General features: G+C 71.3%; 20 protein-coding genes. 16 read left to right on the forward strand and 4 right to left on the reverse strand.

The window, feature by feature from the left end; translation table 11 throughout:
* The first annotated feature begins 104 nt into the window (after positions 1-104).
* The 5 genes from OG453_RS13990 to OG453_RS14010 all read left to right on the forward strand — a co-directional run bounded on the left by OG453_RS13990 (position 105) and on the right by OG453_RS14010 (position 5,543).
* The gene (locus tag OG453_RS13990) at positions 105-344 is read left to right on the forward strand and encodes a hypothetical protein (RefSeq protein ID WP_135328915.1); all 240 of its coding nucleotides are present in this window, start codon (positions 105-107) and stop codon (positions 342-344) included.
* Positions 345-378: 34 nt separating this feature from the next.
* The gene (locus tag OG453_RS13995) at positions 379-1,728 is read left to right on the forward strand and encodes an NYN domain-containing protein (protein WP_266867879.1); all 1,350 of its coding nucleotides are present in this window, start codon (positions 379-381) and stop codon (positions 1,726-1,728) included.
* A 294-nt stretch (positions 1,729-2,022) separates the two neighbouring features.
* Positions 2,023-3,054 carry a C40 family peptidase gene (locus OG453_RS14000; RefSeq protein ID WP_266867881.1) on the forward strand — a complete coding sequence of 344 codons (1,032 nt, stop codon included), beginning with the start codon at positions 2,023-2,025 and terminating at the stop codon, positions 3,052-3,054.
* A gap of 225 nt (positions 3,055-3,279) precedes the next feature.
* Entirely contained in the window at positions 3,280-4,317 is a 1,038-nt protein-coding gene (locus tag OG453_RS14005) for an NlpC/P60 family protein (RefSeq protein WP_266867883.1), read from the forward strand.
* A gap of 38 nt (positions 4,318-4,355) precedes the next feature.
* Positions 4,356-5,543 carry a hypothetical protein gene (locus OG453_RS14010; protein WP_266867885.1) on the forward strand — a complete coding sequence of 396 codons (1,188 nt, stop codon included), beginning with the start codon at positions 4,356-4,358 and terminating at the stop codon, positions 5,541-5,543.
* On the opposite strand, the gene OG453_RS14015 is transcribed toward OG453_RS14010, so the two are convergent.
* A complete protein-coding gene (locus tag OG453_RS14015) occupies positions 5,500-6,732 on the reverse strand; it encodes a glycosyltransferase family 87 protein (protein ID WP_266867887.1) in 1,233 nt (410 codons plus the stop codon). The two genes, OG453_RS14010 and OG453_RS14015, sit on opposite strands and share 44 nt — an antisense overlap.
* A gap of 127 nt (positions 6,733-6,859) precedes the next feature.
* Here OG453_RS14015 and OG453_RS14020 point away from each other — a divergent pair, with 127 nt between their 5' ends.
* A complete protein-coding gene (locus OG453_RS14020) occupies positions 6,860-8,002 on the forward strand; it encodes a glycosyltransferase family 4 protein (RefSeq protein ID WP_266867889.1) in 1,143 nt (380 codons plus the stop codon).
* 162 nt (positions 8,003-8,164) lie between these two features.
* Here OG453_RS14020 and OG453_RS14025 read toward each other — a convergent pair whose 3' ends face one another.
* Complete coding sequence (locus OG453_RS14025) at positions 8,165-9,961, reverse strand: long-chain fatty acid--CoA ligase (RefSeq protein WP_266867891.1); 1,797 nt, start codon at positions 9,959-9,961, stop codon at positions 8,165-8,167.
* Between the two features lie 300 nt (positions 9,962-10,261).
* On the opposite strand from OG453_RS14025, the gene OG453_RS14030 reads away from it, so the two are divergent.
* From OG453_RS14030 to OG453_RS14055, 6 genes are all read left to right on the forward strand, one after another.
* Positions 10,262-11,032, forward strand: a complete 771-nt coding sequence (locus tag OG453_RS14030; protein WP_266867893.1) for a metallophosphoesterase — start codon at positions 10,262-10,264, stop codon at positions 11,030-11,032.
* Between the two features lie 92 nt (positions 11,033-11,124).
* The gene (locus OG453_RS14035) at positions 11,125-11,562 is read left to right on the forward strand and encodes an SRPBCC family protein (protein WP_266867895.1); all 438 of its coding nucleotides are present in this window, start codon (positions 11,125-11,127) and stop codon (positions 11,560-11,562) included.
* Between the two features lie 53 nt (positions 11,563-11,615).
* Positions 11,616-12,758 (forward strand): ArsA family ATPase, encoded by a 1,143-nt coding sequence (locus tag OG453_RS14040; RefSeq protein WP_266867897.1) that lies wholly within the window; start codon positions 11,616-11,618, stop codon positions 12,756-12,758.
* A 109-nt stretch (positions 12,759-12,867) separates the two neighbouring features.
* Positions 12,868-13,338 (forward strand): DUF5304 domain-containing protein, encoded by a 471-nt coding sequence (locus OG453_RS14045; protein WP_266867899.1) that lies wholly within the window; start codon positions 12,868-12,870, stop codon positions 13,336-13,338.
* 54 nt (positions 13,339-13,392) lie between these two features.
* Positions 13,393-14,334 carry an ROK family glucokinase gene (locus tag OG453_RS14050; protein WP_266867900.1) on the forward strand — a complete coding sequence of 314 codons (942 nt, stop codon included), beginning with the start codon at positions 13,393-13,395 and terminating at the stop codon, positions 14,332-14,334.
* Positions 14,335-14,532: 198 nt separating this feature from the next.
* Positions 14,533-15,294 carry an endonuclease/exonuclease/phosphatase family protein gene (locus OG453_RS14055; RefSeq protein ID WP_266867901.1) on the forward strand — a complete coding sequence of 254 codons (762 nt, stop codon included), beginning with the start codon at positions 14,533-14,535 and terminating at the stop codon, positions 15,292-15,294.
* 7 nt (positions 15,295-15,301) lie between these two features.
* On the opposite strand, the gene OG453_RS14060 is transcribed toward OG453_RS14055, so the two are convergent.
* Positions 15,302-15,922: a hypothetical protein gene (locus tag OG453_RS14060; RefSeq protein WP_266867902.1), complete on the reverse strand. Its 621-nt coding sequence runs from the start codon at positions 15,920-15,922 to the stop codon at positions 15,302-15,304.
* Complete coding sequence (locus OG453_RS14065) at positions 15,915-16,694, reverse strand: carboxylesterase (protein ID WP_266867903.1); 780 nt, start codon at positions 16,692-16,694, stop codon at positions 15,915-15,917. Before OG453_RS14065 ends, OG453_RS14060 begins: the two co-directional genes overlap by 8 nt.
* A gap of 160 nt (positions 16,695-16,854) precedes the next feature.
* On the opposite strand from OG453_RS14065, the gene OG453_RS14070 reads away from it, so the two are divergent.
* The 4 genes from OG453_RS14070 to OG453_RS14085 all read left to right on the forward strand — a co-directional run bounded on the left by OG453_RS14070 (position 16,855) and on the right by OG453_RS14085 (position 20,765).
* On the forward strand, positions 16,855-17,601 hold the full coding sequence (locus OG453_RS14070; protein ID WP_266869854.1) for a 1-acyl-sn-glycerol-3-phosphate acyltransferase: 747 nt from the start codon (positions 16,855-16,857) through the stop codon (positions 17,599-17,601).
* 51 nt (positions 17,602-17,652) lie between these two features.
* Positions 17,653-18,900 carry a MacS family sensor histidine kinase gene (locus OG453_RS14075; RefSeq protein ID WP_266867904.1) on the forward strand — a complete coding sequence of 416 codons (1,248 nt, stop codon included), beginning with the start codon at positions 17,653-17,655 and terminating at the stop codon, positions 18,898-18,900.
* Positions 18,897-19,595, forward strand: a complete 699-nt coding sequence (locus OG453_RS14080) for a response regulator transcription factor (protein ID WP_266867905.1) — start codon at positions 18,897-18,899, stop codon at positions 19,593-19,595. The genes OG453_RS14075 and OG453_RS14080 overlap by 4 nt, the downstream gene beginning before the upstream one ends.
* A gap of 132 nt (positions 19,596-19,727) precedes the next feature.
* The gene (locus tag OG453_RS14085; protein WP_266867906.1) at positions 19,728-20,765 is read left to right on the forward strand and encodes a 6-phosphofructokinase; all 1,038 of its coding nucleotides are present in this window, start codon (positions 19,728-19,730) and stop codon (positions 20,763-20,765) included.
* The last annotated feature ends 22 nt before the right edge of the window (positions 20,766-20,787 follow it).

Raw genomic sequence — 20,787 nt, forward strand, 5'->3', positions numbered from 1 at the left:
AGACCGCCTCGCCGCTGTGGAGGCCGCCGCATGGAGACCCTTACAGGCCTTAGGGTTACGGGCACCACGCACCATGGAATCCCGAAGGAAAGCGAACAGCCACGATGACGGTTCCTCTGCCGACCGACACCACCCGGTGGCGCTGCACGCTCTGCGGCAACCTCACGCGGTTCGACGTGACCCGCTCTTCGAAGGTCGTCGAATATGTGCACCTCGACCTGGCCGGTGAGTCGAACGTCGAGGAACGTGAGGTGGTCAGTGAGACCATCGAGTCGGTCCGCTGCCGCTGGTGCAACGCGGTGGACAAGGTGGAACTCGTGGACAGGCCGGGTGCCGGCTCCTGAGGGAGCGGGCCCCGCACAGCTAGTGGGGTGAGCGATGGTGGAGAGCGCGAGCGGGGAGCCGGACGACGGCGCCGCTGAGGTGCTCGACCGCCCGCTGCCCGACGGAGTGCGCCGACGGGTCGTCCAGATCGTCTCGGACGGCTTCGGTGGTCTCACGGTGAGCGAACTGCCCGCACAGCTGCGGCAGTACGCCCGTTTCACGCCGACCCGGCGCACCAAGTTCGCCGGCAACGCGATGGCGGCCGCCCTGGAGGGCGACCCGCTCTTCCGGCAGCGCATCGGCGAACGTCTCAGAGAGGTGCAGCCCGAGCTCACCGGTGCCCTGGACGCGGGCTCCCCGCCCCCGGCCGCGGACCCGCTCGACGTGGCGGCCGCGGCCTATGTGTTGCGCCCCACGGGCTGGGTGAAGCTGGTGACCGCCGCGGGCGAGGAGGCCCAGCGGGCGGACGCCGAGCGCGTCGACGACGAGACCCGGGCCGAGCTGGAGCGGCTGCGCGAGGAGCTCGCGGCGGCCCGCGGCCAGACGAAGGCCGAGACGGAGCGGCTGCGCACGGAGCTGGAGTCGGCGAAGAAGGAAGCCGAATCGATGCATCGCAAGCTGCGCGGCGCACTCAGCGACGTCAAGCGCGGGGAGGCGGCCCTGCGCAAGGCGGCGGCCGAAGCCGACGCCGTGCGTGCCGAGGGTCAGGCGCAGGTGTCCGCCGCGGAGAGCGAGACCCGGCGGCTCAAGGCCAGGCTCAGCGAGACCGAGGCGGCGCTCGAAGCCAGCCGCAGGGCGGCGCGCGAGGGCCGCAGCGTCGAGGACATGCGGGTGCGGCTGCTCCTGGACACGGTCCTCGAGGCCACCCAGGGGCTGCGCCGCGAACTCGCCCTGCCGCCCGTGTCGGTGCGGCCCGCCGAGACCGTGGACGCCGTCGAGCCGGGGCGGATGACGCCGAAGGACATCGCGGCCCGCGCGCTCTCCGAGAACGATCCGGCCATCCTCGACCAACTGCTCGCGCTGCCGCAGGCGCACCTGGTCGTGGACGGCTACAACGTCACCAAGACCGGCTATCCCACGATGCCCCTGGAGAAGCAGCGCCTTCGGCTGCTCGGCTCGCTCTCGCAGCTCGCCGCCCAGACCGGCGCCGAGGTCACCTGCGTCTTCGACGGGGCCGAACTCGCCGCGCCCGTCCTGCTCGCGCCGCCGCGCGGGGTGCGCGTCCTTTTCTCCAAGCCGGGCGTCACGGCGGACGAACTGATCCGCCAGCTGGTGCGCGCCGAGCCTCCCGGGCGCCCCGTGGTCGTCGTCTCCACCGACCGCGAAGTGGCCGACGGGATCGCGAAGGCGGGGGCGCGGCCCGTCGCTTCCGTCGTGCTCCTGAAGCGGCTTTCGCGCGGCTGACGTACGCCCGACTCTGTGCGGCTAAGGGTGCCTGAGTAACTCCTGTTCCCTATGCCCGAATTGGGGCGACGCTTACGCAACGTAGCGTCAAGTGCCCGTCACTGCCTGTGCGTCAACGGTAAAGAATGCGCCCGACCGGCGACTTTTTGCTGATCAGGATTTGAACTGATCACAAGAACATCACTAGGGTCTCGCCTCGAACCTCCGCTCGGTGGATCGCTCATCCGGGGCGACAGCGGTGGTACCCGCCCACCGGGTTTCGGTAGGCGGCTGGAGGAAGAAGGAGCCGCCTTCGTGGCGTCCCACCGTCGACCCAAGCAGCCGAGCCGCGCCCGTGTGACCGTGCTCACCGCAACCGCCGCCGCTGCCGTGGCACTCACCTCGCAGGCCGCCAACGCCTCGCCGAGCGAGAAGCCGAGCAAGGACGAGGTCAAGTCCAAGGTCGACAAGCTCTACGAGGACGCGGGCCGGGCCACCGACCGGTACAACGGCGCCAAGGAGAAGCAGGAGAAGCTCGAGAAGGAGATCGGCGAGCTTCAGGACAAAGTCGCGCGCGGCCAGGAGGACCTCAACGACCTGCGCAGCGGCCTCGGTTCGATGGCCAGCGCGCAGTACCGCTCCGGCGGCATCGACCCCTCCGTCCAGCTCTTCCTCTCGGCCGACCCGGACGACTACCTCGACAAGGCGTCCACCATGGACCAGTTGAGCAGTCAGCAGGTCGAGGCGCTCAAGAAGGTCCAGGACAAGCAGCGGACCCTCGCGCAGGAGCGCAAGGAGGCGTCCGACAAGCTCAGCGACCTCGCGGAGACGCGCAAGGAACTGGGCAAGAAGAAGAAGGAAGTCCAGAGCAAGCTCGGCGCCGCCCAGAAGCTGCTCAACACGCTGACCGCCAAGGAGAAGGCCGAGCTCGCCGCCAAGGAGCAGCGCGCGAGCCGCACCGCCGACGACCGCGTGGACCTCGGCAAGGAGGCCCCCGCCTCGCAGCGCGGCCAGGCCGCCCTGAGCGCCGCCGCCACCCAGCTCGGCAAGCCGTACGTCTCCGGCGGCAGCGGCCCCAACTCCTACGACTGCTCCGGCCTCACGCAGTGGGGTTACAACCAGGCCGGTGTGCAGATCACCCGCACCACCTACACCCAGCAGAACGACGGCACGAAGATCGGCCGCTCCGAGCTGAAGCCGGGCGACCTGGTGTTCTTCAACAGCCTCGCGCACGTCGGCTTCTACGCGGGCAACGGCCAGGTCCTTCACGCCCCGAAGCCGGGCGCCGTGGTGCGCTACGAGTCGATGTCCACCATCGGCTCCTTCCAGTTCGGCGTCCGCATCTGATTTCCGCTCGGCGGTCCGCATCTGAAACGACCGGCGTGCCGTCCGAACGGGCGAATTCCGCCAACTCCTGCTGACCCCACGCCCCGTCGGTGACCTGCGTCTCCGGCGGGGCGTCACGTTGTGTGCACGGCCAGGTCTTTGGCCGTGACGTGATCCCACGGCTACTGTCGCGCGCACTCCCCCGACGGATCGGGGGGTTCGCCAGCGGAGGGAGAGCGGCTTCCCGTGGGGTCCCATCGTCGTCCCGCACAGTCCGGCCTTGACCGGAGCGCGCGCGTGACCGTCTTCTCGGCAGCGGCGGCCACTGCGGCCACCGCCGCCGCCGCACTCGGCGCCGCACCGGCGGGCGCAGCGCCGCAGGACACTCCGTCCGACACCAAGGCCAAGGTGGACCGCCTCTACGAACAGGCCGAGCAGGCCACCGAGTCGTACAACAAGGCCGATGAGCGCGCGGACACGCTGCGCGAGCAGGTCCGTCTCGCCAAGGACAGCGTCGCCCGTGGGCAGGAGCGCATCAACATGATGCGCCGCGCCCTCGGCGCGCTCGCCGGGGCCCAGTACCGCTCCGGCGGCATCGACCCCTCGCTCGCCCTGATGCTCTCCTCCGACCCCGAGGGCTATCTCGACAAGGCGGCGGCGCTCGACCGCATCGGCGCCCGGCAGGCCGACGAACTGACCGATCTGCAGAAGGCCCAGCGCGCCCTCTCCCAGGAGCGCACGGAGGCCACCCGCAAGCTCGTCGACCTCGAGGAGAGCCGCAAGGCGGTGGCCCGCCACAAGCGCACCGTCGAGCACAAGCTCGCCAAGGCGCGGCGGCTGCTCAACTCGCTGTCCTCCGACGAGCGCGACGCGTACGACAAGGCGTCGCGCTCGGGACGCGGCGGACTGCCCGATCTCGGCGGCGCGGTGCCCGCATCGTCGCGGGCCGCCGCCGCGATCGCCGCGGTGAGCTCGGCGGTCGGCAAGCCGTACGTGTGGGGCGCCAACGGCCCCTCCGGCTTCGACTGTTCGGGCCTCACCCAGTGGGCGTACGCACAGGCGGGCGTCGGCCTGCCGCGCACCTCGCAGGCGCAGCGCTACGCCGGGCGCCAGGTGCCGCTCGGGCAGGCACAGCCCGGCGACCTCGTCACCTACCGCGACGACGCGAGCCACATCGGGATGTACATGGGCAACGGCCAGGTCGTGCACGCGCCCTACCCCGGAGCGCCCGTGCGCTACGACCCGGTGGGCATGATGCCGGTGTCGTCGGTGACGCGGATCTGACCGGCGGCGGGCCGCCCGCTGCCCGTACGATCTGAATCATGGCTGGTCGCGGGCGTGGGTCGGGAGTCCTTGCACTCTGCGTCGCGCTGCTCGTCGGATGCGGCGGTCCTTCGGCGCCCGACGCGGCGCCCGGCGACGTGCGCAGGCTCCTGGACCGGCGCGCGGAAGCGGTGCTCGACCGGGACGCCGCCGCGTACCGCGCGACGGGCCGGCCCGCCGAGGCCTACGGCAACCTCCGTGATCTCCCGCTCGCGTCGTGGGGGTACCGCCTGACCGCCTTCGACCGGGACGGCGCGCGGGCCACGGCGACCGCCGAGCTCCGGTACCGGATCAAGGGCTACGACAGGGAGCCGCTGAGCACGACGCGCACGCTCTCGCTCCGGGAGCGCGACGGACAGTGGTACGTCGCCGCCGAGCGCCCCGCGAAGAAGGCCACCGAGCAGCTCTGGGACCAGGGGCCCGTCACGTCCGTGCGGGGCGACCACAGCCTCGTCCTGGGCGTCGGGCGCGGGGACCGGGCCACCGCGGAGCTGCGCGCGTACGCGGATCTCGCCGACCGCGCGGTGCCGTCGGTGCGGGACGCCTGGCGCGGGAAGTGGCCCGGGCAGGTCGTCGTCCTCGTGCCCAAGTCCCTGGACGGCATGGCGGGGCTGCTGGGGGCGCCCGCCTCCGGCTATCAGGGGATCGCGGCGGTGACCACGGGGGAGGCCGGCGGCTCCGGGCAGGCGCCCGCCGACCGGATCATCGTCAACCCGGAGGCGTACGGCGTGCTCGGTGCCTTCGGCAAGCAGGTCGTCATCACCCACGAGACGACCCACGTCGCGACCCGCGCGCACACCTCGCGGGCCACCCCGCTCTGGCTCTCCGAGGGCTTCGCCGACTGGGTGGGCTACCGCGGCACGGGCCGGACCGCGGCACAGGCCGCGCCCGAACTGCGGCGCGCCGTCCAGGAGGAGCGGCTGCCCGCGGCGCTGCCCGAGGACGGCGACTTCGGCTTCAGCGGGGACTCGGGGAAGCTGGCGCAGGCGTACGAAGGGGCGTGGCTGGCCTGCCGGATGATCGCCGACCAGTGGGGCGAGGAACGTCTTACGGCGTTCTACGAAGCGGTCGGCGACCACAAGAAGAGGCCCGGCGCGGTGGAGGACGCCCTGCGGGATGTCCTCGACCTCAGCCCGGAGGAGTTCACGGCGCGCTGGCGTACGTATCTGCGCGCTGAGTTCGGCTGACCCCGGCGGGCTCCGGACCGTGTCCCCGGGGCTCGGACACCGTCCGCCGCCACAGGTTCCGGCAGGCGAGCAGCGCCGCCGCGACGAGCAGACCATTGCGTACGAAGAGCAGCGCGATGCCCAGCGGATCACTGGCCACCACGTGCGAGAACCAGACGGGGAACTCCAGGAACGTGACGAACGTGGCCGCCAGGACGAGCCGGGCGGGCAGCACCATCCGGCTCGTACGGAACGCCAGGCACACGGCGGCGATCCCCACCAGCCAGACCATGTACTGCGGGCTGATCACCCGGCTCGTCACGGTGAACAGGAGCACGGCGACGAAGGCCGCGTCCGCGACCGTGCCCGCCGACCAGGCGCGCGCCCGCAGCCGCCACACGAGCAGCCAGCAGCAGGCCGCCACGGACAGCGCCTGCGCCACCGTGCTCACCAGCGGGACGTACGGGCCGATGAACTCCACCGAGCCGTAGTTCAGCTGGACCTGGCCGCTCCAGCCGAAGTGCCGCGCGACATGGAAGACGAGGGCGCCGAGCGACTCGACCTCGGTGCCCCGGTCGCGCTGGAAGGTCAGGAAGGCGAGCGCGCCCGGCATCGTCACCAGGAAGGCGAGGGCAAGACCGAGTGCCGTGCCGGCCGCGGCGCCCCAGGAGCGCCGGGTGGCACGCCCGCGCGGCGTACCGACGAGCAGCAGCACCGGCCACACCTTGAGCAGCGCGCCGAAGCCCGCGAGCGCGCCCATCGTGCGCGGATGCCGGGCCCCCGCGAGCAGCGCGGCGACCGCGACGGCCGTGACCATCAGGTCGTAACGGGCGTACACGGTGGGCCCGAGCAGCGCCACGCCCACGACCCACACCCAGGCCCCCCGGAGCGACTTGCCGGGCCGCCGCCCCGCGTACAGGAGCAGTCCGACGACCAGCGCGTCGGCGAGGAACGCGAGGACGAAGAAGGCGGTCCCGTAGCCGAGGAAGGGCAGCAGGGCGGGGGAGAGGACCGCGAGGGCGGCGGCGGGCGGGTACTGCCAGGTGACGTCGTCGAGCGGGAAGGTGCCGGTGCGCAGGACCTCGTACCAGCCTTGGTAGATGACCCAGACGTCGCTGGTCACATCGGGTCCGGGGGCGGTGAGGACCTGGAGGACGCAGAGCAGCAGGACGGTCCGGGTCAGGCCCCAGACGGCCAGGATCCGCACCACGCGCCACCACGCCCCTTTTCAGCCGGTTCATTGGGATTCGGGAGCCATGATGGCGGACGGAGCCGTGGATGGGCCAAGAGGCGGGGCCGTTCGGCGCTCTGTCCGGCTTTCGGTACTGTCGGCGACGATGCACAAGACCCTGATCGTCACGAACGACTTCCCGCCCAGGCCCGGTGGCATCCAGGCGTTCCTGCACAACATGGCCCTTCGCCTGGACCCCGAGCAGCTCGTCGTCTACGCCTCGACCTGGAAGCGCGGCCGCGAGGGCGCGGAGGCGACGGCCGCCTTCGACGCCGAGCAGCCCTTCAAGGTCGTACGCGACCCCACGACGATGCTGCTCCCGACTCCGCGCGTCACCCGGCGCGCGGTCTCGCTGCTGCGCGAACACGGCTGTACGTCGGTGTGGTTCGGGGCGGCGGCGCCGCTGGGGCTCATGGCGCCCGCCCTGCGCAAGGCGGGGGCGACGCGGCTCGTGGCGACGACGCACGGCCATGAGGCGGGCTGGGCCCAGCTGCCCGCATCCCGCCAACTCCTGCGCCGTATCGGCGAGTCGACGGACACGATCACCTATCTCGGCGAGTACACGCGCTCCCGGATCGCCGCCGCGCTGACGCCCGCCGCGGCGGGGCGGATGGTCCAACTGCCGCCCGGCGTCGACGAGAAGACGTTCCACCCGGGGTCGGGCGGTGACGCCGTACGCGCCCGCCTCGGCCTGACCGACCGGCCGGTGGTGGTGTGCGTCTCGCGCCTTGTGCCGCGCAAGGGGCAGGACACGCTGATCCTCGCCATGCCGCGGATACTGGCTCGGGAGCCTGAAGCGGTTCTCTTGGTGGTCGGAGGCGGCCCTTACGAGAAGGAGCTGCACAAGCTTGCCGCCGAGACGGGCGTCTCGGAGTCGGTCCGCTTCACCGGCGCGGTGCCGTGGGAGGAACTCCCCGCGCATTACGGCGCGGGAGACGTCTTCGCCATGCCGTGCAGGACCCGGCGCGGGGGCCTCGACGTGGAGGGCCTCGGCATCGTCTACCTGGAGGCTTCGGCGACGGGCCTGCCGGTCGTCGCAGGGGATTCTGGCGGGGCGCCGGACGCGGTGCTTGACGGGGAGACAGGGTGGGTCGTCCGGGGTGGCGTCCCCGAGGACGCGGCCGACCGGATCGTCACCCTGCTGGGCGATGCGGAGCTGCGGGCGCGGATGGGGGAGCGGGGCCGGGAGTGGGTCGAGGAGAGGTGGCGCTGGGACCTGCTGGCAGAGCGGCTTCGGGAGCTGCTGTAGCGCCTAATGGGGTGCCGCCGGGGGTTCGTTGGCGGCTTTCCGTCGTCATGGGCTTGTCGCGCAGTTCCCCGCGCCCCTTAAGGGGCGCGGGGAACTGCGCGAGCAACCAGTCGCGACCGGTAGTCGCGCAACAACACAAGCCACCCGCGGCGGCAAGGCGCGTCACCCCCGGTAAAGGGCTTCAACCTCGTCGGCGTAATCCTTCGCCACAACGCTCCGCTTCAGCTTCAGGGACGGAGTCAGATGCCCCGACTCCTCCGTGAACTGCGTGGCAAGAACGCGGAACTTGCGTACGGACTCCGCCTTGGAGACCGCCGCGTTGCCGTCGTCCACGGCACTCTGGATCGCCGCGAGCAGATCCGCGTCGTCACGCAGCGACGCCGCCGTGGAGCCCGCCGGCTTCCCGTGCTCGGAGGCCCAGCGGCCGAGGAACTCGTCGTCGATCGTGACGAGCGCGCCCACGAAGGGGCGGCCGTCGCCCACGACCATGCACTCGGCGACCAGGGCATGCGCGCGGATCCGGTCCTCGATCACCGCGGGAGCGACGTTCTTGCCGCCCGCCGTCACGATGATCTCCTTCTTGCGGCCGGTGATCCGGAGGTAGCCGTCCTCGTCGAGCGTGCCGATGTCGCCGGTGTGGAACCAGCCGTCGGCGAGCGCCTCTTCGGTCGCGCCCTCGTTGTTCCAGTACCCCGTGAACAGGTGCTCGCCGTGCAGCAGCACCTCGCCGTCGTCGGCGATCCGGACGACCGAACCGGGCAGCGGCTGGCCGACCGTGCCGATCTTCGTGCGGTCCCACGGGTTGAAGGCGGTGGCCGCGCACGACTCCGTCAGGCCGTAGCCCTCGAGGACGGTGAAGCCGATGCCGCGGAAGAAGTGGCCAAGGCGCTCACCCAGCGGCGCGCCGCCCGAGATCGCGTACTCGCCGCGGCCGCCGAGCACGGCCCGCAGCTTGCTGTAGACCAGCTTGTCGAACGTCTTGTACTTGATCTTCAGTCCGAGCGAGGGACCGCTCGGGGTGTCGAGCGCGCGGCTGTACGCGATCGCCGTGTCCGCGGCCTTGTCGAAGATCTTGCCCTTGCCGTCGGCCTGCGCCTTGGCGCGCGCCGAGTTGTAGACCTTCTCGAAGACGCGCGGGACACCCAGGATCATCGTCGGCCGGAACGACGCCAGCTCGTCCGTGAGGTTCTTGACGTCGGGCGCGTGGCCCAGCTTGATCGGCGCCATCAGCGCGCCGATCTGGACGAGGCGCCCGAAGACGTGCGCGACGGGAAGGAAGAGGAGCACCGAGCACTCGCCGGTGCGGAACAGCGGCTTCAGGCGCTCCACCACGTTGCCGCACTCCGCGAAGAAGCTGCGGTGCGTGAGGACGCAGCCCTTGGGGCGGCCCGTGGTGCCCGAGGTGTAGACGATGGTCGCCGGGTCGTCGGCGCCCGCGACCGCGCTGCGCTCGTCGACGGTCTCGTCCGGGACGTCGGCGCCCGTGCGGTTCAGCTCCTCGACGCCACCACGGTCGATCTGCCATACGTTGACCAGATCGGGGAGCCGGTCGCGGACGGAGTCGACGGCCGCGCTGTGCGCGTCGAGCTCGACGACGATGGCCACGGCGCCGGAGTCGCCCAGGATCCACTGGATCTGCTCGGCCGAACTCGTCTCGTACACCGGCACGGTGACCGCGCCCGCGCTCCAGATCGCGAAGTCGACGAGCGTCCACTCGTACCGGGTGCGGGACATCAGACCGACGCGGTCGCCGGGCCGCACGCCGGCGGCGATGAGCCCCTTCGCGGCGGCGCGCACCTCGGCGAGGAAGTTCTTGGCGGTGACGTCCTGCCAGGTGCCGTCCACCTTGCGGCCGATGACGGCGACATCCGGGTGCTGCACGGCATTTCTGCGGACGATGTCGGTCAGATTGCCGTCCGCGGGGACCTCGTACAGGGCCGGAAGGCTGAACTCGCGCAAGACTGCTGCTCCTACATAGGGCGCCGGCGCCACGACGTTGTGCGATGCGACGGTGCGGTCCAAGATCGGGCAGGTGCTCCCGGGGGGAAGTTGAACTGGAGCACTACTGGACTGCCCGGACGTTACCCATGGGTATGGCTTGTCCGGTAGGGGGTCCGGGCCAGATGTTCGGTGCGTCACACGTCCTTGTGGTCTGAACCGCACAGTACGCCACGCGATTCCCGACTCGGAAGTAACCGCAGGTCCGCCCACTCCTGAGGCCTCTACCCACCTTTGCCCACTCGTTCTAGGGTGATCGGCATGCCAGGTTTCCGGATCAACGTGGTCAGTGACGTGCACGGCAACACAAAGGATCTCGCCCGCGCGGGCGAGGGCGCCGACGCGCTCATCTGTCTCGGTGACCTGGTGCTCTTCCTCGACTACGCCGACCACTCGCGCGGCATCTTCCCCGACCTCTTCGGAGAGCGGAACGCCGACCGCCTCGTCGAGTTGCGCACCGAGCGCCGCTTCGACGAGGCCAGGGAGTTCGGCAAGCGGCTGTGGGCGGGCGTGGACAGGGGGCCGGCCATCGAGCGCGCGGTGCGCAAGCAGTACGCCGAACTCTTCGCCGCCTTCCCCACACCTACGTACGCCACTTACGGCAACGTCGACATACCGGCCCTGTGGTCCGAGTACGCGGCGCCCGGCACCACCGTCCTCGACGGCCAGCGCGCCGAGATCGGCGGGCGGGTCTTCGGCTTCGTCGGCGGCGGTCTGCGCACGCCCATGCGGACGCCCTACGAGATCAGCGACGAGGAGTATGCGGCCAAGATCGAGGCCGTCGGCGAGGTCGACGTGCTCTGCACGCACATCCCGCCGGAGGTCCCCGAGCTCGTGTACGACACCGTCGCGCGCCGCTTCGAGCGGGGCAGCCGGGCGCTGCTCGCGGCCATTCACAAGACCCGCCCGAGATACGCACTTTTCGGCCACGTCCATCAGCCGCTGACCCGGCGCATGCGCGTCGGGGCGACCGAGTGTGTGAACGTGGGGCACTTCGCGGGCTCGGGCAGGCCGTGGTCGCTGGAGTGGTGACAGCGGTCCACCCGGTGCGCGATAGCCTTCACACGTCACACACGCATACACACCACCCCCCGTACCGGACCGCATCTGGAGGAGCCACAGAGATGGCGGAACACACCAGCTCGAGCATCACGATCGAGGCGGCACCGGCCGAGGTCATGGGGGTGATCGCCGACTTCGCGCGCTACCCGGACTGGACGGGTGAGGTGAAGGAGGCGGAGGTGCTCGACACCGACGACCAGGGCCGCGCCAAGCAGGTCCGCCTCGTCATGGACGCGGGCGCGATCAAGGACGACCAGACCCTCGGGTACACGTGGACCGGCGAGAACGAGGTCAGCTGGACCCTCGTCAAGTCGCAGATGCTGCGCTCGCTCGACGGGTCGTACCTCCTGAAGCCGTCGGGGACCGGCACGGAGGTCACGTACAAGCTGATCGTCGACGTCAAGATCCCCATGCTCGGGATGATCAAGCGCAAGGCGGAGAAGGTCATCATCGACCGGGCGCTGGCGGGCCTGAAGAAGCGGGTGGAGGCGGGGGCTTAAGCGCCCGGCGCCCCTTCGGGGCGCCGTCGGCCACGGGCGTAACGTTCACCCTTATGCGCACCCTCCTCGTCACCGGCCCCGGCGGCTCCGGCCGTACCACCGTCGCCACGGCCACCGCGTGGTCCGCCGCACGCGAGGGCGCCCGTACCCTCCTGATCACCGCCGACCGAGTCGACGCCCCTGGTCAGGAGCCCGGCCTCACCGTCCGGCGACTGGCCCCGGGCGACGAGTTCCGTGACGACCTCCTCGCCCTGCAGAAGAAGGCGGCCTCCGCCCTCGACCTGCTCGGCGCCGGACGCCTCGAAGGCGAGGAGCTCACGCCGCTGCCCGGCAGCGACGAGCTGGCGCTGCTGCGGGCCCTGCGCGACGCGGGGCGGGACGCGTACGACACCGTGGTGGTGGACCTGCCCCCGCTGCCCCGCGCCCTCACGCTGCTCGCACTCCCCGAGCAGCTCCGCCGCTACCTCCGCAGGCTGCTGCCCCCCGAGCGGCAGGCCGCCCGCGCCCTGCGCCCGATGCTCGGCCGCATCGCCGGTGTCCCGATGCCCGCCGACTGGCTGTATGAGACGTCGGCTCGCTGGGACGCCGAACTCGCCGCCGCGCAGGCCGTGATCGGGGACCCGGGCACGACCGTGCGCCTCGTCGTGGAGCCGGGCCCCGCGGGCGCAGACGCGGTGCGCGCCGCCGCCACCGGGCTCGCCCTGCAGGGCCTGCGCGCCGACGCCCTCCTCGCCAATCGTGTTCTGCCCGACGACACCGCCGACACCTGGTTCGCCGGGCTCATCGCCCAGCAGCGCAAGACCCTGGCGGAGTGGTCGGGGACGTACGGCGAAGAGCTCCGCACACTGCCGCACCTGGGCCACGATCCGCGCGGCGCCGACGACCTGGCCGCCCTCGGCGTGCCCGCGCCCGGCGCCGCCCCGGAGTCCCCGGAAGGCGGCGAGTGGCCCGTCACCGACGCCCTCGCCGACGACGGCGTCCTGGTCTGGCACATCCCGCTGCCCGGAGCCGTGCGCGAGGAGCTCGGTCTTATCCGGCGGGGCGACGAACTGGTCGTCACGGCGGGCCCGTTCCGGCGCATCGTCACCCTGCCGTCCGCGCTGCGCCGCTGTACCGTCGCGGGCGCCGGGCTGCGCGAGGGCGAGCTGCGGGTGCGGTTCACGCCCGACCCGGATCTGTGGCCGCGTACACGGTGAACGGCCTACCGCCGTTCGGGTAACGTCGGGAGTACGAATCCATAGGTCCCCGGTCCATGGGTCCCGGCCCATGGGGCCACCGGCCGCCCTCCGCAGGAGTCTGTCCGTCATGAGCGATGCCACCGAGCGCGAAGTGCCCGAGCCCGAAGCGGCCGACACCGACGCCGACGCCTGGGAGAAGGCCTGCGCCGAGGATCTCGCGGCGGAGAAGGCCCGCCGCCGGGAGCAGTACGGGACACCGCCGGGATCGGCGGGCGAGGAGCTGCGCAAGCTCGTCGACGCCGTCTCGGAGAAGCTGTCCGGACTCCAGACGCCGCTGCTCGGCGCGGTCGCGCAGGGCGCCGTCGAGCAGACCGTGCGGCAGGTCGTCCAGCAGGCGAAGGCCGCCGTCGAACCGGTCATCGAGCGCAACCCCGATGTCTTCGACCACCTCGCCGCCGCGGGCAATGAACTGCTCGCCGCCTACCGCTCCGCGGTGGAGAGCCAGGAGGGCCGCTGGACCCGCGGGAGCGACGCGGCGCGGGGTCCGGAGCGGCGCGATGACGGCCCGGGGCCCGGCGAACACATCGACCTGGACTGAACACCCCTCGGGTACGGTTGGCCGTAGCGGGGCTCGACCGAAACTGAGGGACACATGGGACTCACCATCGGCGTCGATATCGGCGGCACGAAGATCGCGGCCGGAGTGGTCGACGAAGAGGGCACCATTCTCGACACCCACAAGGTGCCCACGCCGCCGACCGCCGACGGCATCGTGGACGCGATCTGTGCCGCCGTGTCGGGAGCCGGCAAGGGGAACGACGTGGAGGCCGTCGGCATCGGTGCCGCCGGATACGTCGACGACAAGCGCGCCACCGTTCTCTTCGCGCCGAACATCAACTGGCGCCATGAGCCGCTGAAGGACAAGGTCGAGCAGCGGGTCGGACTGCCGGTCGTCGTCGAGAACGACGCGAACGCGGCGGCCTGGGGCGAGTACAAGTTCGGCGCGGGCCAGGGCCACGAGGACGTCATCGTCATCACGCTGGGCACGGGCCTCGGCGGCGGCATCATCATCGGCAACAAGCTGCGCCGCGGACGCTTCGGCGTCGCCGCGGAGTTCGGGCACATCCGGACCGTGCCGGACGGACTGCTGTGCGGCTGCGGGAGCCAGGGGTGCTGGGAGCAGTACGCGTCCGGGCGTGCGCTTCTGCGGTACGGAAAGCAGCGGGCCAACGCGACGCCGGAGGCCGCGGAGATTCTCCTCGGGCTCGGCGACGGCACGGTGGACGGCATCGAGGGCAAGCACATCAGTGAGGCGGCCCGGCAGGGGGATCCTGTCGCCGTCGACTCCTACCGTGAGCTGGCCCGCTGGGTCGGCGCGGGCCTGGCCGATCTGGCCTCGCTCTTCGACCCCTCCGCGTTCATCGTGGGCGGCGGGCTCTCCGACGAGGGCGAGCTGGTCCTCGACCCGATCCGGAAGTCCTTCCGGCGGTGGCTGATCGGCGGGGAGTGGCGTCCGCATGCGCAGGTGCTTGCGGCTCAGCTGGGCAACAAGGCGGGGCTTGTCGGTGCCGCGGATCTTGCTCGGCAGGGGTAGTCGCTGCTCGGCGGTTTGACTTGGCGCCCGTCGTCCCCCTGCGGGGGCGGCGGGCGCTTTGCTGTGTCGGTGCCCGGCGGCTGTGGCGTTGTGCCCACCCTTCCCCAAGCTCTCGGCTCCGCTCGAGCAGGGGAGACCCCATTCGCCGTGCGGAACGCCTGCCCACAACGGGGAGGACACAGCGCTATCTTGATCCGCATGGCGATCACTCCGCTGCCCAACTCCCGGACCGGTGAAGACGGTTCAGTCGTCGTTCGGGTGCTCAGTTACAACATTCGGTCCATGCGGGACGACACCGACGCGCTGGCCCGCGTCATCGCCGCGTGCGAGCCCGATCTCGTACTCGTCCAGGAGGCGCCCCGGTTCTTCCGGTGGCGCAAGAAGCTGGCGCGGCTTGCGCGCGCGGCCGATCTGGTGATCCTCTCGGGTGGCGCCACCGCCTCCGGGCCCGCGCTGCTCTGCTCGCTGCGGGCGACCGTGGAGCGGACCGAGGACGTGCTGCTGCCGCTCACCCCTGGCCTGCACCGGCGCGGCTTCGCGACCGCCGTCGTGCGGTTCGGGGGCGCCAGGATCGGCGTGCTGAGCTGCCATCTGAGCCTGCAGAGCGACGAGCGGTACGCGCAGGGCGGGATGCTGCTCGACCGGCTCGCCGGGATGGGCGTGGAGCACGCCGTCGCGGGCGGTGATCTGAACGACCGCCCCAAGGGCCGTACGTTCCGCAGGCTCGCCTCTCAGCTGCGGGACTGCTGGGCGACGGCGCCCTGGGGCGGCGAGAACACCTCGACGCCGGGCGACCCCCATCAGCGTATCGACGCGATCTTCGCGACAGCCGGGGTCGAAGTGCTCGGCTGCGGCGTGCCGTTGGAGCTCGACGGGGTGAGCGAGGCGGATCTGCGGGCGGCCACGGACCATCTGCCCGTGCTCGCCGCCCTCAGAATCCCGGCAGCTCAAGGGGGTTAGAACGGGGTTAGACGACCGCGCCGCGTCCCGGGTCGTCGTCCTCGTCGTCGTCGCCCTTCATCCGTGTCACCAGCGTGGCGAAGCCGCCGAGGAAGCCGCCGATGCTGAGCGTGGCGATCCACCACGTCATGTTCCAGCCGAGGAGCACGGTGAGCAGGAGCAGCACCGGGCCGCCGATCACGGCAAGCCAGGCGAACTTCGCCGTCACATCGGCCTCGGGCAGCGGCGGCGGCTCCGGCGGGACGAAGTGGCCCTCGTCGTCCGCGTCCAGGTCGTCGTCGGAGGCCTCCGGCGCGTCATAGTCACGCGGACCGCCGACTCCGGGCGCGAAGGAGACGGAGCCGCCGAGCGGTGTCTTCGTGCCGGACGCGTCGGTGTCCTCGGAGTCCTTGCCGCGCTTGCCGTCCGTCTGCGGAGGCTCGTTCGTCTCGGGCTCGAGCAGCGCCAGGTCCTCCACGGACTTGAACGGCTTGGCGCCCGGCGGGTCCGCCGGCTCCTGTCCGTACCCCGCGACGATCTCCTGCCAGACCGCGTCCTCGTCCAGCGGCACGCCGCCCTCCGGCTCCGCCTTCTCCTCGGGCTCGCGGTCCTCGTCGTGGTCCGGTTCACGTCGGTCCTGCTCAGCCACCGGTGGCCGTCCCTTCCTTGCCGACACTGGGGGCGAGCCGGCCGATGAACGCGAGGCTCTCCTCGAAAATCCGGTCCGCATCGTGGTCCAACGTCGCGACGTGGTAGCTCTGTTCCAGGAGGATCTCGGTGACGTCCGTGGAGGACACCCGGCTGAGGATCCTGGCCGAGTCGACCGGCGGCACCACATGGTCCTGCGGGCTGTGCAGAAGCAGCAGCGGCTGGGTCACCTGCGGCAGCTCACCGTCGACCCGCTGGAAGAAGCGCCGCAGGGAGTGCGCCGCGTGCAGCGGCACCCGGTCGTAGCCGACCTCGTCCGAGCCCTCCTTGGCGATGTCGCTCGCGATGCCCTTCGTCGTACGCACCAGATGGCGGGCGACCGGCAGGGCGCGCGCGGCGAGGCCGTGCACCTTGTTCCCCGGGTTCACCACGACGATGCCGCGGACCGCGTCGCCGTGCTTCGCGGCGAGCCGCAGCGCGAGCGCGCCGCCCATGGAGAGCCCGAAGACGAAGACCTCCGCACACCGCTCGAGGAGCCCGGCCAGCTCGCGCTCCACCTCCGCGTACCAGTCCTGCCAGCCGGTGATCTGCAGGTCCTCCCAGCGCGTGCCGTGGCCCGGCAGCAGCGGGAGGGAGACGGTCAGGCCCTGTTCCGCGAGGTACTCGGCCCAGGGGCGCAGGGACTGCGGGGATCCGGTGAAGCCGTGACAGAGGAGGACGCCGACCTCGCCGCCCTCGTGGCGGTACGGCTCGGCTCCGGGGAGGACCGGCACTTCGGTCTCCTTCGTGAGATGTGGCTGCGGGGTTACGCGGAGTACTTCACGGTACGCGACCGGACTGACACCGACCAGGGCCGTCGGGCCCTTTGGCCTTACAGCGGGTTAAGGTCTGATCCACACATAACAGGAGGCACTCGGTTTGATCTACGGCGCAATGAAGGTCGCCATCGGAGGGCCGCTGAAGCTCGGCTTCAGGCCCTGGGTGGAAGGCCTTGAGAACGTACCCGCCGAAGGACCGGCCATCCTGGCGAGCAACCATCTCTCCTTCTCGGACTCCTTCTTCCTGCCCGCGGTGCTCGACCGGAAGGTCACCTTCATCGCCAAGGCGGAGTACTTCACGTCACCCGGTGTGAAGGGCAAGCTCACCGCGGCCTTCTTCAAGGGCGTCGGCCAGCTGCCCGTGGACCGCTCCGGCGGGCGCGGCGCGGGCGAGGCGGCCATCAAGAGCGGCATCGAGGTCCTGGAGCGCGGCGAGCTCTTCGGCATCTACCCGGAAGGCACCCGTTCGCCCGACGGGAGGCTCTACCGTGGCAAGCCCGGCGGGCTGGCCCGCGTGGCGCTCGCCACCGGGGCGCCGGTGCTTCCCGTGGCGATGATCGACACCGAGAAGATCCAGCCGCCCGGCAAGGTCCTGCCGAAGCTGATGCGGCCCGGCATCAAGATCGGCGAGCCGCTCGACTTCCGCAGGTACCAGGGCATGGAGCACGACCGCTTCGTCCTGCGGGCGGTGACCGACGAGGTCATGTACGAGATCATGAAGCTGTCCGGCCAGGAGTACGTCGACGAGTACGCGACCGCTGCGAAGCGCCGTCTCGCGGACGAGGCGAAGGCCGAGAAGGAAGCCGAGAAGAAAGCGGCGGCGAAGGCTGCGGCGGCCGAGAAGGAACGGTCCGGCGCCTAGCGGCGTCGGTGCAGCGGGGGAGCCGGCGGGCGCCTCCTGGGGTGGGGGAGCATGACCAAGCGCGTACGCGTCATGAGGATGTCGGTCGAGCAGCCGCTGTGGCGTGCGCTGACCGGCTACCGCGTGCTGACCATGCTCTACGCCATCGGCCTTTTCGTGGCCGCACACGAGAATTTCGACCGCCCGTGGGTGGCCATCGCGTACTACGCGGTGCTCGCCGGGTGGACGCTCGGCACGCTGCCGAAGGTCGCGGGCGCCGCGAGCTGCACCAAGCGGTTCCTGGTCATCGACCTGACCGTCGCGATCACGGGGATCCTGCTCACGCCGGTCGCCGACTCGCACCAGCGGATCGTCCACGACGGCCCGACGCTGCCGTCGATATGGACGGCGGGCGCGGTGCTCGCCTTCGCGATCAAGGGCGGCTGGCGGTGGGCGGCCTTCGCGTCGGCGCTGGTCGGCGTCGCCAACATCGCGCAGCGTGGCAGGCCCACCCAGGACACGCTGCACAACGTCCTGTTGGTCTGCATCGCCTCCATCGCCATCGGTTACGTCGTCGAGGTGGCCCGCGCCTCCGAGCGCACCCTCGCCCGCGCCCTGGAGATCGAGGCCGCGACCCGCGAGCGCGAGCGGCTCGCCCGCGACATCCACGACAGCGTGCTGCAGGTCCTCGCGATGGTGCAGCGGCGCGGCAGCGCGCTCGGCGGCGAGGCCGCGGAGCTCGGCCGGCTCGCGGGGGAGCAGGAGGTCGCGCTGCGCACGCTGGTGGCGGGCGGCCTGGTCCGCACGTCTCATGTGTCGGAGGACGCCTCGCTGGGGGCAGTGGTCCGCGCGGTTGATGAGCCCGACGAGGACGCCGACCCCTGTGACCTGCGCTCGCTGCTCTTCCCGTACGCGGGCGCGAAGGTGACCGTCTCCGAGCCGGGCGCCCCCGTCGGGCTCCCGCCGAAGACGGCACGGGAGCTGGCCGCCGCGGTCGGCGCCGCCCTGGACAACGTCCACCGGCACGCGGGCCCGGACGCCGCCGCCTGGATCCTCGTCGAGGACGAGCCGGACGCGGTGATCGTGACCGTGCGGGACGACGGCCCCGGCATCCCCGACGGCCGCCTCGCCGAGGCCGAGGGCGAGGGGCGGCTCGGCGTCGCCCTGTCGATCCGGGGGCGGCTGCGGGACATCGGGGGCACGGCCGAGCTGATCTCGGTGCCGGGGCAGGGCACGGAAGTGGAAATGAGGGTCCCGCGGAACTCGGGGGAACCGGAGAACGTGGGCAGCACACGGGGGAAGGCAGGACAGGAACGATGAGCGAGCAGCAACAGCAGGACGGCCGGGACGGCAAGGGCGCAGTCAAGGTCATGGTCGTCGACGACCACCCGATGTGGCGGGACGCGGTCGCCCGCGACCTCGCCGAGGCCGGCTTCGACGTGGTCGCCACGGCGGGCGACGGCGAGCAGGCCGTACGCCGCGCGCAGGCCGCCGCACCGGACGTCCTCGTACTCGATCTGAATCTGCCCCTGAAGCCGGGCGTGCAGGTCTGCAAGGAACTCGTCGGCGCCAACCCGGCGCTGCGGGTGCTCGTCCTCTCGGCCAGCGGCGAGCACGCCGATGTCCTTGAGGCGGTCAAGTCGGGGGCCACCGGCTATCTCCTGAAGTCGGCCTCCACCGCCGAGCTGACCGACGCGGTGGCCCGTACGGCCGTCGGTGACGCGGTCTTCACGCCGGGCCTCGCGGGCCTGGTCCTCGGCGAGTACCGCCGCCTCGCGTCCGATCCGGCGCCCGGCACCCCGGACGAGCCGAAGGCCCCGCAGCTCACCGACCGCGAGACCGAGGTCCTTCGCCTGGTCGCCAAGGGGCTGAGCTACAAGCAGATCGCCGAGCGCCTGGTCATCTCGCACCGCACCGTGCAGAACCACGTGCAGAACACCCTGGGCAAGCTCCAGCTGCACAACAGGGTGGAGCTCGTGCGGTACGCGATCGAGCGCGGGCTCGACGACGAGTAGCCCTCATTCGAGTGAACATGCTTGATCAACTCCCCTGCGGAGAAACGGAATTGACCGTCCGCACCGTCCCTCAGTGACCTGGATCACCATTAGCGTGACTCGCATCAGGTCACTGAGGCGAAGGGACTTTCCATGGGGGCCAAGAAAATTGGCGTACTGACCGGAGGCGGCGACTGCCCCGGGCTCAACGCCGTCATCCGGGCCATCGTCCGCAAGGGCGTGCAGGAGTACGGCTATGGCTTCGTCGGCTTCCGGGACGGCTGGCGCGGTCCGCTGGAGGGCGACACCGTCCAGCTCGACATCCCTGCCGTGCGGGGCATCCTGCCCCGTGGCGGCACCATCCTCGGCTCCTCGCGCACCAATCCGCTCAAGGTCGAGAACGGCATCCGCCGGATCAAGGAGAACCTCGCCAAGCACGAGGTCGACTCCCTCATCGCGATCGGCGGCGAGGACACCCTGGGTGTCGCCGCGCGCCTGACCGACGAGTACGGCGTCCCGGTCGTGGGCGTCCCGAAGACCATCGACAACGACCTCTCCGCCACCGACTACACCTTCGGCTTCGACACGGCGGTCGGCATCGCGACCGAGGCGATCGACCGCCTGCACACCACCGCCGAGTCGCACATGCGGGTCCTCGTGGTCGAGGTCATGGGGCGGCACGCGGGCTGGATCGCCCTGCACTCGGGCCTCGCGGGCGGCGCGAACGTCATCCTCATCCCGGAGCAGCGCTTCGACGTCGACCAGGTGTGCGCCTGGGTGACCTCGCGCTTCAAGGCGTCGTACGCCCCGATCGTCGTCGTCGCGGAAGGGGCCATGCCCAAGGACGGCGAGATGGTCCTCAAGGACGGTACGCAGGACTCCTTCGGGCACGTCAGGCTCTCCGGGGTCGGTGAGTGGCTGGCCAAGGAGATCGAGGGGCGGACGGGGAAGGAAGCCCGGACGACCGTGCTCGGTCACGTCCAGCGCGGCGGCACGCCCAGCGCCTTCGACCGCTGGCTCGCCACCCGCTTCGGGCTGCACGCGATCGAGGCCGTACGGGACGGCGACTTCGGCAAGATGGTCGCGCTGCAGGGGACGGACATCGTGCGGGTGCCCATCGCTGACGCGACGTCGAAGCTGAAGACCGTGGACCCGAAGCTGTACTCCGAGGTGGGGGTGTTCTTCGGCTGATGTCTGGTGGGCGGGCGCGCCC

It is taken from the genome of Streptomyces sp. NBC_01381, from assembly GCF_026340305.1.
Taxonomy (GTDB): Bacteria; Actinomycetota; Actinomycetes; order Streptomycetales; family Streptomycetaceae; genus Streptomyces.

Excerpts from the sequence above, each read along its gene's own strand:
- OG453_RS13990 (WP_135328915.1), top strand. The coding sequence starts at position 105 with ATGACGGTTCCTCTGCCGACCGACACCACCCGGTGGCGCTGCACGCTC.
- OG453_RS13995 (WP_266867879.1), top strand. The coding sequence starts at position 379 with ATGGTGGAGAGCGCGAGCGGGGAGCCGGACGACGGCGCCGCTGAGGTG.
- OG453_RS14010 (WP_266867885.1), top strand. The coding sequence starts at position 4,356 with ATGGCTGGTCGCGGGCGTGGGTCGGGAGTCCTTGCACTCTGCGTCGCG.
- OG453_RS14020 (WP_266867889.1), top strand. The coding sequence starts at position 6,860 with ATGCACAAGACCCTGATCGTCACGAACGACTTCCCGCCCAGGCCCGGT.
- OG453_RS14030 (WP_266867893.1), top strand. The coding sequence starts at position 10,262 with ATGCCAGGTTTCCGGATCAACGTGGTCAGTGACGTGCACGGCAACACA.
- OG453_RS14035 (WP_266867895.1), top strand. The coding sequence starts at position 11,125 with ATGGCGGAACACACCAGCTCGAGCATCACGATCGAGGCGGCACCGGCC.
- OG453_RS14040 (WP_266867897.1), top strand. The coding sequence starts at position 11,616 with ATGCGCACCCTCCTCGTCACCGGCCCCGGCGGCTCCGGCCGTACCACC.
- OG453_RS14045 (WP_266867899.1), top strand. The coding sequence starts at position 12,868 with ATGAGCGATGCCACCGAGCGCGAAGTGCCCGAGCCCGAAGCGGCCGAC.
- OG453_RS14050 (WP_266867900.1), top strand. The coding sequence starts at position 13,393 with ATGGGACTCACCATCGGCGTCGATATCGGCGGCACGAAGATCGCGGCC.
- OG453_RS14055 (WP_266867901.1), top strand. The coding sequence starts at position 14,533 with ATGGCGATCACTCCGCTGCCCAACTCCCGGACCGGTGAAGACGGTTCA.
- OG453_RS14070 (WP_266869854.1), top strand. The coding sequence starts at position 16,855 with ATGAAGGTCGCCATCGGAGGGCCGCTGAAGCTCGGCTTCAGGCCCTGG.
- OG453_RS14075 (WP_266867904.1), top strand. The coding sequence starts at position 17,653 with ATGACCAAGCGCGTACGCGTCATGAGGATGTCGGTCGAGCAGCCGCTG.
- OG453_RS14080 (WP_266867905.1), top strand. The coding sequence starts at position 18,897 with ATGAGCGAGCAGCAACAGCAGGACGGCCGGGACGGCAAGGGCGCAGTC.
- OG453_RS14085 (WP_266867906.1), top strand. The coding sequence starts at position 19,728 with ATGGGGGCCAAGAAAATTGGCGTACTGACCGGAGGCGGCGACTGCCCC.